Source organism: Massilia sp. HP4 (genome assembly GCF_005222695.1).
In the GTDB taxonomy this organism is placed as follows: Bacteria; Pseudomonadota; Gammaproteobacteria; order Burkholderiales; family Burkholderiaceae_D; genus Telluria.
This window is the reverse complement of the sequence record NZ_STGG01000070.1, coordinates 55,827-68,286: the sequence shown is the minus strand read 5'-3', so window position 1 is coordinate 68,286 and position 12,460 is coordinate 55,827. Positions and strand designations below refer to the sequence as shown.

At 65.8% G+C, this 12,460-nt stretch carries 13 protein-coding genes; 6 read left to right on the top strand and 7 right to left on the bottom strand.

Annotated elements, in window-relative coordinates; translation table 11 throughout:
- Positions 1–31: 31 nt before the first annotated feature.
- Entirely contained in the window at positions 32–703 is a 672-nt protein-coding gene (locus E8M83_RS24750; RefSeq protein ID WP_137176013.1) for a class I SAM-dependent methyltransferase, read from the bottom strand.
- A 158-nt stretch (positions 704–861) separates the two neighbouring features.
- Here E8M83_RS24750 and mfd point away from each other — a divergent pair, with 158 nt between their 5' ends.
- From mfd to E8M83_RS24730, 4 genes are all read left to right on the top strand, one after another.
- Positions 862–4,308: a transcription-repair coupling factor gene (gene mfd / locus E8M83_RS24745; RefSeq protein ID WP_137176012.1), complete on the top strand. Its 3,447-nt coding sequence runs from the start codon at positions 862–864 to the stop codon at positions 4,306–4,308.
- Between the two features lie 14 nt (positions 4,309–4,322).
- Positions 4,323–5,171: a phosphoserine phosphatase SerB gene (serB, locus tag E8M83_RS24740; RefSeq protein WP_137176011.1), complete on the top strand. Its 849-nt coding sequence runs from the start codon at positions 4,323–4,325 to the stop codon at positions 5,169–5,171.
- A gap of 272 nt (positions 5,172–5,443) precedes the next feature.
- On the top strand, positions 5,444–6,769 hold the full coding sequence (locus E8M83_RS24735) for an SGNH/GDSL hydrolase family protein (protein ID WP_137176010.1): 1,326 nt from the start codon (positions 5,444–5,446) through the stop codon (positions 6,767–6,769).
- A gap of 97 nt (positions 6,770–6,866) precedes the next feature.
- Positions 6,867–7,328 carry a hypothetical protein gene (locus tag E8M83_RS24730; protein WP_137176009.1) on the top strand — a complete coding sequence of 154 codons (462 nt, stop codon included), beginning with the start codon at positions 6,867–6,869 and terminating at the stop codon, positions 7,326–7,328.
- Positions 7,329–7,463: 135 nt separating this feature from the next.
- On the opposite strand, the gene E8M83_RS26015 is transcribed toward E8M83_RS24730, so the two are convergent.
- The 5 genes from E8M83_RS26015 to E8M83_RS24710 all read right to left on the bottom strand — a co-directional run bounded on the left by E8M83_RS26015 (position 7,464) and on the right by E8M83_RS24710 (position 10,201).
- Entirely contained in the window at positions 7,464–7,610 is a 147-nt protein-coding gene (locus E8M83_RS26015; protein WP_170976917.1) for a hypothetical protein, read from the bottom strand.
- A gap of 28 nt (positions 7,611–7,638) precedes the next feature.
- On the bottom strand, positions 7,639–8,025 hold the full coding sequence (locus tag E8M83_RS24725) for a cupin domain-containing protein (protein ID WP_137176008.1): 387 nt from the start codon (positions 8,023–8,025) through the stop codon (positions 7,639–7,641).
- A gap of 135 nt (positions 8,026–8,160) precedes the next feature.
- Positions 8,161–8,550 (bottom strand): hypothetical protein, encoded by a 390-nt coding sequence (locus E8M83_RS24720; protein ID WP_137176079.1) that lies wholly within the window; start codon positions 8,548–8,550, stop codon positions 8,161–8,163.
- A 53-nt stretch (positions 8,551–8,603) separates the two neighbouring features.
- Positions 8,604–9,422 (bottom strand): Mut7-C RNAse domain-containing protein, encoded by an 819-nt coding sequence (locus E8M83_RS24715; RefSeq protein WP_137176078.1) that lies wholly within the window; start codon positions 9,420–9,422, stop codon positions 8,604–8,606.
- A gap of 23 nt (positions 9,423–9,445) precedes the next feature.
- The gene (locus E8M83_RS24710) at positions 9,446–10,201 is read right to left on the bottom strand and encodes a DUF72 domain-containing protein (protein WP_137176007.1); all 756 of its coding nucleotides are present in this window, start codon (positions 10,199–10,201) and stop codon (positions 9,446–9,448) included.
- A 133-nt stretch (positions 10,202–10,334) separates the two neighbouring features.
- Here E8M83_RS24710 and trxC point away from each other — a divergent pair, with 133 nt between their 5' ends.
- Together trxC and E8M83_RS24700 are read left to right on the top strand one after the other, a co-directional pair.
- Complete coding sequence (gene trxC / locus E8M83_RS24705; protein WP_137176006.1) at positions 10,335–10,772, top strand: thioredoxin TrxC; 438 nt, start codon at positions 10,335–10,337, stop codon at positions 10,770–10,772.
- Positions 10,773–10,872: 100 nt separating this feature from the next.
- Entirely contained in the window at positions 10,873–11,235 is a 363-nt protein-coding gene (locus tag E8M83_RS24700) for a hypothetical protein (protein WP_137176005.1), read from the top strand.
- A gap of 33 nt (positions 11,236–11,268) precedes the next feature.
- On the opposite strand, the gene E8M83_RS24695 is transcribed toward E8M83_RS24700, so the two are convergent.
- Complete coding sequence (locus E8M83_RS24695) at positions 11,269–12,432, bottom strand: cystathionine beta-lyase (protein ID WP_137176004.1); 1,164 nt, start codon at positions 12,430–12,432, stop codon at positions 11,269–11,271.
- Between the last annotated feature and the right edge of the window lie 28 nt (positions 12,433–12,460).

Sequence of the window (12,460 nt, the reverse complement as noted above, 5' to 3'; positions counted from 1 at the left end):
CTTTCAGCTCGACCACAACCATGCGGGGATCTCAGCTATTGCAGACCCAGCCCCGGAATACCCCGCCGACATAGAACACCTCGACCCCGGTGAACCCGGCATGTGTCAAGAGCGCCTCGTCTTCTTGCGGCGCCAGCACCGACAGGCCGGTCTCGATGCCTTCACGCCGCTGGCGCGCCAGGTCGGCCGGCACACCGCCGGCCACCGCAAAGGCTTCGTCGCGCGCCATCCAGCGCGCGCGCTCCGCTGCCGCTGCCGCCATACTCATATGCATGACGACAAAGGGACTGCCCGGCCTGAGCCTGGCGTGGATGGCCTGGAGCGCATGGCGGCGCTCGGCCGCCGGCATGAAGTGCATGGTCAGCAGGCAGGCCGCCGCGTCGAACGGCCCCTCCGGCGCCGCATCCACATACCCCTGGTGCAGGCGCACCCGCCCGGCATGTGGCGCGAGCAGCTGGCGCGCCAGGTCGAGCATCGCGGCGGCCGGGTCGACGCCGTCGAATGTCCATCCCGGCCGGGCGTCGGCGAAGGCCTTCAGCTCCAGGCCACCGCCGGCGCCGAGCACCAGCACCCGCGCATCCGGCGGCGCGCGCTCGGCCAGCAAGACATGCGCCATGCGCTGCATGTCGGCAAAGCCGGGGACGAATTTCGGCGGGCCTTCGTGGTAGCGCGCGACCATGGCCGGATCGTGGAAATGGGACATCGGGTTTCTCCTCGAAATTTCATGTAACTTAGAATATTACGTAAACGCCGGCGAAGCAAGTGCAAGCGCTGGCGCCAGGCCCGATACGCCACGGCGGCCGCTGGCGCCTTCGTCTATAATTAACGTCTACTTTTGACGCGAACGTAACAGCACGCTGCATGCCCTTCGATCTCAAGAAGCACCTCCCCAAACCAGGCCACCGTTTTGTCCTGCCGCTGGCTCACGGCTCTTCCGATGCCTATGCCCTCGCCACCGCTGCGCTGGCGCTCAAGGAGCGCGGCCAGATGCTGACCGTGGTCGTCGCCAATGCGAGCGACGGCCAGCGCCTGCTGGACGAAATCCCCTGGTTTGCCGAAGGCAAGCTGTCCTGCCACCTGCTGCCCGACTGGGAAACGCTGCCTTACGATGCGTTCTCGCCGCACCAGGATCTGGTGTCGGAACGCCTGGCCACCCTGCACGAGATCCGCAACGGCCAGTGCGACGTGCTGGTGGTGCCGGCAACCACGGCGCTGGTGCGCCTGGCGCCGCCATCCTTCCTGGCCGCCTATACCTTCTTCTTCCGCCAGGGAGAGCGGCTGGACGAGGCCAGGCTGAAAGCCCAGCTGACGCTCGCAGGCTATACCCATGTGTCGCAGGTGATGTCGCCCGGCGAATACTCGGTGCGCGGCGGCCTGATCGACCTGTTCCCGATGGGCTCCGTCCTGCCCTACCGGCTCGACCTGTTCGGCGACGAGATCGAATCGATCCGCACCTTCGACGCCGACACCCAGCGCTCGCTGTATCCGGTGAAAGAAGTGCGCCTGCTGCCGGGCCGCGAATTCCCGATGGACGATGCGGCGAGGACAAGCTTCCGCGGCCGCTGGCGCGAGCGCTTCGAGGGCGACCCGACCCGTTCGCCGATCTACCGCGACATCGGCAACGGCATCGCCTCGGCCGGCATCGAGTACTACCTGCCGCTGTTCTTCGAAGAGACGGCCAATCTGTTCAACTACCTGCCCGACGAAGCGCCGGTGGCCCTGGTCGGCGACATCGACGCCGCGATCCAGCGCTTCTGGCTCGATACCGAATCGCGCTACCGCTTCCTGAAAAGCGACCGCGAACGGCCGATCCTCGAACCGCACGAGCTGTTCCTCGGCGCCGAGCAGTTCTTCACCTGCATCAAGCCACACGGCCGCTGGAATATCGCGCGCGACCCGGCCGCCCCGGCTTCCGAACTGTCGGCCCCGATCCCCGATATCGCCATCAACCGGCGCCTGGACGATCCGCTGACCAATCTGCGCGCTTACCTCTTGCGCGGCGAGACGCGCGTGATGATCTGCGCCGACTCGGCCGGCCGCCGCGAGACCCTGCAGCAGTACTTCAGCGAATACAAGCTCGACCTGGCGCCGGTCGAAGGCTTCGAGGGTTTCCGCCAGGGCGATGCCAGGCTGGCGCTCGGCGTGGCGCCGCTGCAGGCCGGCTTCGAACTGCTCGACGAAGCCTCTGGCCGCCTGGTGTTCATCACCGAGACCGAGCTGTATGCGGGTTCGGGCCGGCGCGCCGGCAAGAAGAAACAGGAAGCGACCAGCCAGGTCGAATCGATGGTGCGCGACCTGTCGGAGCTCAAGATCGGCGATCCGGTGGTCCACATCAACCACGGCATCGGGCGCTATATGGGCCTGACCAGCATGGACCTGGGCGAAGGCGAGACCGAATTTTTGCACCTGGAATACGCCAAGGACACCAAGCTGTACGTCCCGGTATCGCAGCTGCACGTGATCTCGCGCTACTCCGGCACCTCGCCCGAGGATGCGCCGCTGCACTCGCTCGGTTCGGGCCAGTGGGAAAAGGCCAAGCGCAAGGCCGCCGAGCAGGTGCGCGACACCGCCGCCGAGCTCTTGAACCTGTACGCGCGCCGCGCGGCGCGCCAGGGCCATGCCTTCGAATACTCGAGCGTCGATTACGAGAACTTCGCCCAGAGCTTCGGCTTCGACGAGACACCCGACCAGGCCGAGGCGATCCACAACGTCATCAAGGACATGACCTCGGGCCGCCCGATGGACCGCCTGGTGTGCGGCGATGTCGGCTTCGGCAAGACCGAGGTCGCCCTGCGCGCCGCCTTCATCGCGGTCATGGGCGGCAAGCAGGTCGCGATCCTGGCGCCGACCACGCTGCTGGCCGAGCAGCACGCCCAGACCTTCGCCGACCGCTTCGCCGACTGGCCGGTCAAGATCGCCGAGCTGTCGCGTTTTCGAACCGGCAAGGAGATCAACAATGCGATCAAGGGCATGGCCGACGGCACGCTCGACATCGTCATCGGCACCCACAAGCTGCTGTCGCCGGATGTGAAATTCACGCGCCTGGGCCTGGTGATCATCGACGAGGAGCACCGCTTTGGCGTGCGCCAGAAAGAGGCGCTCAAGGCCCTGCGCGCCGAGGTCGACGTGCTGACCCTGACCGCGACCCCGATCCCGCGCACGCTCGGCATGGCGCTCGAAGGCCTGCGCGACTTCTCGATCATCGCCACCGCGCCGCAGAAGCGCCTGGCGATCAAGACGTTTGTCCGTAGCGAAGACGGCTCGATCATCCGCGAAGCCTGCCTGCGTGAGCTCAAGCGCGGCGGCCAGATCTACTTCTTGCACAACGAAGTCGACACCATCGAGAACCGCCGCGCGATGCTGCAAGAGCTGCTGCCCGAGGCGCGCATCGGCGTGGCCCACGGCCAGATGCACGAGCGCGACCTCGAGAAGGTCATGCGCGACTTCGTGGCGCAGCGCTTCAACATCCTCTTGTGCACGACCATCATCGAGACCGGCATCGACGTGCCGACCGCGAACACGATCATCATGCACCGCGCCGACAAGTTCGGCCTGGCCCAGCTGCACCAGCTGCGCGGCCGGGTCGGCCGTTCGCACCACCAGGCCTATGCCTACCTGCTGGTGAACGACGTGTCTAACCTGACCAAGCAGTCGCAGCGCCGCCTGGACGCGATCCAGCAGATGGAAGAACTGGGCAGCGGCTTCTATCTCGCCATGCACGACCTCGAGATCCGCGGCGCCGGCGAGGTGCTGGGCGATAACCAGTCGGGCGAGATGCTCGAGATCGGCTTCCAGCTGTATTCGGATATGCTGAGCGAGGCGGTGCGCGCGCTCAAGGCCGGCAAGGAGCCCGACCTGGCGGCGCCGCTGTCCTCGACCACCGAGATCAACCTGCACGTGCCGGCCCTGCTGCCGGCCGACTACTGCGGCGACGTCCACGAGCGCCTGTCGATCTACAAGCGCCTGGCCAACTGCGAAAGCCCGGACCGCATCGATTCGATGCAAGAAGAGCTGATCGACCGCTTCGGCAAGATGCCGGATGCGGTGAAAGCGCTGGTCGAAACGCACCGCCTGCGCATCGCCGCCAAGAGCGTGGGAATCGTCAAGATCGACGCCCACGGCGAAGCGGCCAGCCTGCAGTTCATGGAAAAGCCGCCAATCGACCCGATCAAGATCATCACGCTGATCCAGAAGAACCGGCAGGTCAAGCTGGCCGGCCAGGACAAGCTGCGCATCACGGCCAGCATGCCCGACCTGGCGGCGCGCGTGAACCAGATCAAACAGACCATCAAACAACTGCTCGCCTGACGAGAACGAAATTCATGACCACGAACCTGGTGCTGCAAGGACCGCAGGCTGATCTGGAAACCCTCGAACGCCTGGCGCGCCTGGCCAATCCGCAACGCCTGGCCCCGCTCGGCGGGCACGCACTGCGCGCCGAAGGCGTGGCCTACAGCGCCACGCTCAAGCACGAGATCGACGCCGCCGCCTTCGAGGCCGGCGTGGACGCTACTTTCATCGCGGCGGGACGCACGCTGGCCGACTTCAGGCTGGTGGCGATGGACATGGATTCGACCCTGATCACCATCGAGTGCATCGACGAGATCGCAGACATGCAGGGACTCAAGCCGCAGGTGGCGGCGATCACCGAGGCGGCGATGCGTGGCGAACTCGATTTCTCCGAGAGCCTGGCGCGGCGCGTGGCCCTGCTCGAAGGGCTGGACGCGCGCGCGCTGCAGCGCGTCTACGATGAGCGCCTCGCGATCTCGCCGGGCGGCGAAGCGATGCTGCGGGCGGTGCAGGCGGCGGGCCTGAAAACCCTGCTGGTGTCGGGCGGCTTCACCTTCTTTACCGAGCGCCTCGGGACGCGCCTGGGCCTGGACACAACCCACGCCAATGTGCTGGAAGTCGTCGACGGCCGGCTGAGCGGCCGGGTGCTGGGCGGCATTGTCGACGCCGAGGAAAAGAAGCGCACCGTGGAGCGGGTGTGCGCGGAACTCGGCATCGATCCATCGCAAGCCATCGTCATGGGCGACGGCGCCAACGACCTGAAAATGATGGGCATCGCCGGCTTGTCGGTCGCCTTCCGCGCCAAGCCCGTGGTGCGCGAGCAGGCCAGCGTCGCCCTGAATTTCTCGGGCCTCGACGGGCTCCTCACTATCCTGTCCTGAGCCGGGGGCGGCCCGCTCGACGGCGCCGGCGTCATCGCTGGCGCCACCGTGGGAACAACGCGTGGGCCATGTTCCGGCGGCGTTTGCCGCATCGCCCTTCCTGGGCATCCGCTGATTTTTAGAATTGGCAATCCTTCCCATCAGAAATCCGCACGACCCAGCGCAAAGGATGTGCGCGACAGGCCACGCGCCGCTGGCGCTCTGCGCTATCTTGGTTTGGCGGTCGAACCGCAATCGCGCCCACTCTCCAGGACCTTCTTCAGGAGCCCGCCATGTCCAGCACGGAATTCTGTGTCTCCGATTCCCCCGCCAGTCCCGCCCCTACGCATGCGCAAGACAGCCCTGGCGTCGACCGGGGCCGACGACGTGTCCTGCTTGCCGCACCGGTCGTGGCCGGCGCGCTTGTCGTGCCAACGGGCGACGCCAGGGCCCAGACAGGGATCCCCGAGCGCTGGAGTGCGGGCTGGGGTTGCGCGCCGGCCGGCCCGCCGCCGCCCGCCTCGCTGCTGACCTTTGCCAACCAGACCTTGCGCCTGATCGTGCGCACCAGCCTTGGCGGCAACCGCATCCGCATCCGGCTCTCGAACGAGATGGGCGATACCGAGCTGCGGCTCGGCAGCGCGCGCGTGGCCTTGCGCGCCGGCGGCGCCGTCATCACCGCCGGCACCAGCCGCCAACTGACTTTCAGCGGCCGCACCAATGTGACCATTCCGGCCGGCGCCCCGGCGGTGTCCGATCCGGTCTCGCTGCCGATCGCGCCATTCACCGACCTCGCCATCAGCCTCTACTTCCCCGGCACGGTGCAGGCGACCACGATCCACAACGCCGCCTACCAGGCGAGCTACGCGTCGACCACGGGCGACTTCGGCGCGCAGACGTCGCTGCCGATCCAGCGCGCCTTCGCATCCTGGCCCTTCCTCACCGAGGTCGATGTCGATCGCGCCGCGCCGGTGCTGGTGGCGGCGGGCGATTCCGTCACCGATGGCGTGGGCAGCACGTCCAATGGCAACCGGCGCTGGCCCGACTACCTGGCGCGCCGCATCCAGGTCGAGCTCGGCAACGACCGCATCGGCGTCGTCAACCGCGGCATCTCGGCCAACCGCATGCTGGCCAATACCGCCACCGCACTACTGGCCGGCAACGACCTGCTCGAGCGCTTCGACCGCGACGTGCTGGCCACCGCCGGCGTGCGCGGGCTGGCGGTGCTGATCGGCATCAACGACATCGTCTACAGCCCGCCATCGGCGCCGATCCCGGCCGACGATCTCATCGCCGGCTACCTGCAGCTGATCGCACGCGCGCATCTGCACGGTATTCCCGTGCTGGGGGCGACCTTGCCGCCGTTTTTTGGCTTCGTCTATTACACGCCGGCGCGCGAGGCGGTGCGGCAGGCGGTCAATGCCTGGATGCGCAGCGCGCTGCCGTTCGACCTGCTGGCCGATGTCGACCTGGCGCTGCGCGACCCCGACGTGCCGCAGCGATTGCTTGCCGCGTACGACAGCGGCGATCGGCTGCATCCGAACGATGTCGGCTACGAGGCGCTGGCCGGCGCGGTGCCCTTGCCGGCGCTGTGGTCGCTGATGGGGGGCACCGGCTAATGGTGCGGCAGCAAGCGCCCGGCGCCATGTAACAGGGTGTAATTCTGCTGCACACTGGTCCGGTAATCCGTATGATGGCAGCATCAGGAGGACCGCCATGAAAAATATCGCCATCATTCTCGGATCGTTGGGCCTGCTGGCCGGCTGCGCCGCGCCCGGCCCAACCTATACCTATGCACAGCCGTCCGACCCTAGCCAGTGGCGGGTTGTGTCCGTTACTCCGGTGCCGGTTGGCACGGGCGCCCAGGTTGCCGCTTCCGGCCAGGGTGGCGTCGTGACATCGACGCCGGTGGCTGCTCCCCGGTCAACGGGCTGGACGACCACGTCGGTGACGCCGGTTTACCGCACACAGCAGCCGGTGATCGTCCAGCAGCAGCCGGTGTGGGTACAGCAGCAACCGGTGTATGTGCCGCAGCCGGTGTATGTCGAGCAGCCGCGTTATTGGTATCCGCCGATTTCGATCGGGCTGGGGTTTGATTTTGGACGCAGCAGCTGGCGCGGACACCGCGGGCGTGGCTGGGGTGGACATATCGGGACGCGCTGGCCTTATGGCTGGTAATCACCAACGAAGCCGGCTGATGCCGGCTTTTTTAATGTTCCCGCAATGGCAGCGAACAACGTCGGCATTATGTCTCTGCTTTTACCCAGTAGGAAGCTCTCTCCGCACACGGCCCCCCGCTTCAACCTTGCCATCTCAGGACTGTGCTCGGGTCTGCTTCTGGAACTCGGCGACAATCTGGTTCTGGCCGCTGACGTAGCTGCCGTAAGGCTGGCCTGAATCATTTGGACCGAACTGAAAGGCCGCGCGAACAATCAACGCGTGGACGGCATAGCCGCCCACGTTACTCATAGTGCGCAATCTGATGACATCAATGCCCGTGCTGACGCTCGTACTCGTCCGCCTCAGCCTTGGTCGCATGCACGATGCCATCCGGATGCTCCGGCGGCGTGTACAGCGTGTACAAACGCATCGGCTCGGTCTTCGAGGTATTGATGACGTTATGCTCGGTGCCAGCCGGGATCACGACCGCGACGCCGTCTTCCAGCTTGTGTTCTTCGCCGTCCAGCAGCGCCACGCCCTCGCCCGCTTCGACGCGGATGAACTGGTCGTGGCCATCGTGGTGCTCCAGGCCGATCTCTTCGCCCGGCTGCAGGGTCATGATGACGAGCTGGCTGCGCTTGGTGGTATAGAGCACTTCGCGGAAGTTGTTTCCGGCAAGCGCTTTTTCTTCGATATTGATGCTATAGCCCGACATGGGTTTCTCCAAAATGCTGCGCGCAGGCGCATGGCCGCGTGCGGAGGTTCACGGACGGCAGATGCCGTTCTGTCATCGATTGTATAAGAGCCGGACGATTTTTGCGCGCAGCGCCGTCCCTACCTGAACTAGACTTCAGCCTGCGCCGAACAGGTCGTGCGCATCGAGAATGGCCCAGGCGATCTCGGGCCGCTCGACCAGGCGGCGACGCACTGCCGCCGGCACCGACTGACGGATCTTCTTGCACAGTCCAGGGCGCTCCTCGAGCACGACCACGATCCCGCGCACCGTACGCACCTCATTCGGCCCGGGCGCGATGCGCAGCTCGGCGCCCACATTCTTGTGAATCAGCTTTTGTACGTGCTGCAAATCGGCATAGCTGTCGACACGCCCGATGCGCTCGATCAGCTTTTGCTCTTGCTGGCGCGTGATCAAGAGCGGCCGCTGGTCGGCCGCGGAGTCGGCCAGTACCTGTTCGCGTTCGCACACGCAGGCACCTGGCGGGCACTCGACGCGCAAGGGCATGCCGGCCAAAGCGGCCGGCGAAATCGGTGGTACTGCGGCAGAAGTAGTCACGCTCACGGATGGAAATCGGATTCCTCGGACGATTCTACATCGGCAAAGTCTTCCAGGGCGCCTTCCTTGCGCTGCGCTACCGCAGCCAGCAGCGCCGCCATGCGCTTGTAGTGCGAGCCCTTCCAGTACACCCGCAGGCAGTTGTCGCAGATGGTGAAGCTGTCGTGCAGCGCGCCCACCGATTCCGGCAGGCGGGCGGCCACGCTCGCCTTGTCGACCTCGCGCAGCGCCACATTGCAGTGCAGGCACAGCGAAAACGGCCGCGCGCCGCCGGCCAGGTCGAGCCTGTCGAACAGCTCGCGCAATTGCTGCGGCGGGTCGAGCGCGTGGATATAGCAACCATGGACGATCGAGCGCCGCTTGAGCAGTTCGCGGTCGCGCGTCAGCACGATCCGGTCGTCGTTCTCGGCCAGGTCTTCGACGTCGTCGTCATGATAGTGATTGTCGTACAAGGTGTCGTAGCCGGCCATGCGCAACAGGCGGGCCAGGCCGCCCAGGTGCGAATCGGCGACGAAGCGCATGCGTTCGCGCTGTCGCTCGCGCAGGCGTTCCTGTGCAATGCCGCCGTGCGGGCCGACCTCGATCAATTCGAAGCGCGAGTACACGGCGACGTGGTCGCCGTCTTCCAGCACCCGGTCGAAGCCGCTCTCGTCGCCATTGACCAGCACCATCTCCACCTCGGTATGCGGCACGCCCAATGCCTCGATCATGTGCTTGGTGGTCGACTGGCGTGCGCATTCGGCAGCGAAGGTGCGGCCGCGCCGGTCGCGCGGCAAGAACTCGCCCAATTCCTGATAGAAACGAAACGTTGCGGTCACCATGATGTCGACAGTATCTCGCAATCTTAACTTACCTGCACAACCTGTCCGTGCACCAATTCCAAGGCATTCGGAACGGAAGCGCCCTCCGCCGTATTATCGAAGATACACCACACCTTGCGCCCCCGCGCGACAAGTGCATCGAACTCGGCCCGCCAGCGCGCGATCTCTTCTTGCGGATAGCGCGAGTAATAGATGCGCGGCGTGCCGTGCAGGCGCACATAGGCTTCCTGCTCGCTCGTTGGCTCATGCGGCCCCGGCTGGCCGGCAGCCGGGTCGGCGATTACGCGGATCACGCCGCACTCGCGCAGCAAGGCGGTTGCCGGATCGGAAAACCAGCTCGCGTGGCGCGCCTCGAAAGCGATGCTGCAGCCGAAGCGGGCGCGCAGGCCGTCGAAGAAGGCGTGCGCCGGCGCGTCCGTAAAACCGAAGCGCGGCGGCAGTTGCACCAGCAGGCAGCCGAGCTTGTTGCCCAGCATGCCCGCCTCGCCCTGGAAGCGGTCGAGCTGATCGTCGACCTCGACCAGGCGTGACTCATGGGTCATCGCGCGCGGCACCTTGACCGCAAAGCGGAAGTCGTCCGGGACGCTGGCGGCCCACCGTGCATAGGTTTCCGGCTTGTGCGGCTTATAGAACGAGGAATTGATTTCCACCGTAGGGAAGACGGCGGCGTAGCGCTCCAGGTGGCTGCCCTCGGCGGGAAAGGCGTCGAAGCAGGCCTTCGGCAGGCTCCAGCCGGCGCAGCCAACGAGCAGGCGGCCGGTCGATTCGGATTGAGGCATTGGACTGTCGTGATCGTGTCGTTTCCACGATTCTATGCAAGTCGCTCCGCGAGCGGCGCATGGCTGGGCCGGCGACGCGAATGCCCGACGGCGCTTACAATGCCGTCATCTTTTCAACCGAAGGAGATCCACCATGAGCGAGCCGCTCCACGTCGTCTGCCCGCACTGCGATGCGGTCAACCGCATGCCCCAGGCAAGGCTGCAGGATGCCCCTACGTGCGGCAAATGTTCGCAAGCCATCTTCACCGGCCGTCCGCTGGACGTCGACAGCGCCCGCTTCGAACGCCACATCGGCCGCAACGACCTGCCGGTGCTGGTCGACTTCTGGGCTGAATGGTGCGGCCCCTGCAAGATGATGGCGCCAGCCTACGCCCAGGCCGCCCAGCGGCTCGAGCCGCAGGTGCGCCTGCTGAAGGTCGATACCGAGCGCGCGCAAGACCTGTCGGCGCGCTTCGCGATCCGCAGCATCCCGACCCTGGCCCTGTTCCGCGGCGGGCGAGAAATCGCTCGCCAGTCGGGCGCCATGGATGCGGGGCGGCTGGTGGCGTGGGTCCAGCAGCATGCAGGGTGAGTCTTTCCTGATTCCGGCCGGAACAAGCCGACAGGGCCGCGCTCGACGCTGCTACAATGGCAACAAACGGGATCGTCCCCGTCCTTCATAAGGAGCCACTATGTCGCAAGAACTGGTTATGGAACGAGGCGTCGAGGACAGCAAGCACTGGGCCCGCATCCTGTACGTGATCCACGCGCTCACCTTCTTCTTCTCACTCGGGATGCTGTCGATCGTCCCGGTGATCGTCAATTACATCAAGCGTCCGGAGACCGCCGGCACGATCGTGCACAGCCATCACACCTGGATGATCCGCTCGTTCTGGTGGTATGTGGCCTGGATGGCGGTCGGTGGCGTGCTGTTCATCACCGTCATCGGCATCCCGGTCGCCTATCTGCTGTGGTTCGTGGTCTGGATCTGGAAAGCCTACCGCCTGGTGCGCGGCTTCCTCGACCTGAACAATAACCGGGCGATGCCGGTATAAAAACGAATGGGGCCGACGAGGCCCCATTTTCATTCAAAGCTGGCCGAATGCCTGCTCGAGATCGGCGATCAGGTCGCTCGGCTCTTCCAGCCCCACATTGAAGCGCACCAGCACGCCCGGATCACTCCACTTGTCGCGCAGGCTCTTGATCCGGTACGGCATCACCAGGCTGTTCGGCCCGCCCCAGCTGTAACCGATGCCGAACAGGGTCAAGGCGTCGACCATGCGGTCGACCCGGGCTTCATCGTAGCGTGGGTCGAAGACCACCGAGAACAGGCCGCCGGCGCCGGTAAAATCCCGTTTCCAGAACGCGTGTCCAGGGCAATCCTCGAAGGCCGGATGCAGCACCTTCGCCACTTCGGGCCGCGCCTTGAACCAGGCCGCCAGCAGCCGTGCGCTCGCGTCGTGGCGCTCGAAGCGCAGCTTCATGGTCGGCAGGCCGCGCTGGACCAGGTAGGCGTCGTCCGGGCTCACGCCCATGCCGAGCCGCATATGGGCCTGCGCGATACGGTCGTTCAGTCCACGATCGCGCGTGATCACGGCGCCCATCAACAGGTCCGCCCCGCCCGACTGGTACTTGGTCAGCGCATGCATGACGATGTCGACGCCGTGGTCGAAGCCGCGCAGCGCCAGCCCGGCCGCCCAGGTATTGTCCAGCGCGACGATCACGCCACGCTCGTGGGCAGCGTTGCACAGCGCCGGCAGGTCCGGCACTTCCATCGACACCGAACCCGGCGCCTCGGTCCACAGCAATCTGGTGTTCGGCTGGATCAGGCCGGCGATGCCGGCGCCGATCATCGGATCGTAGTAACGCGCGGACACGCCGAAATCCTGGGTCAGCCAACGCCCCAGTTCGCGGTTCGGGTTGTAGACGTTATCCGGCAGCAGCACGTCGTCGCCGCTCTTGAGGAGGGCGAAATCGACCATCGCGATCGCCGCCAGGCCCGAAGGCGTCAACAGGCAGTGCGCGCCGCCCTCGATCTCGGCCAGCTTGCCTTCGAGCGTAAACGTGGTCGGCGTGCCGTGCAGGCCATAGGTGTAAGCCTGCTTGTCGCGCCATTCGGTCGAGCGCATCGCGGCGGTGTTCGGGAACAGCACGGTCGATGCGCGGTGGATGCCGGGAGGGAAGGCATCGAAGCCGCCCGGCGCGACGTAGTCGCTATGGATCAGGGTGGTCTGGATCGACTTCTTGTTCATATGCGGTCGCGCTGGGCCTTACGTAAAA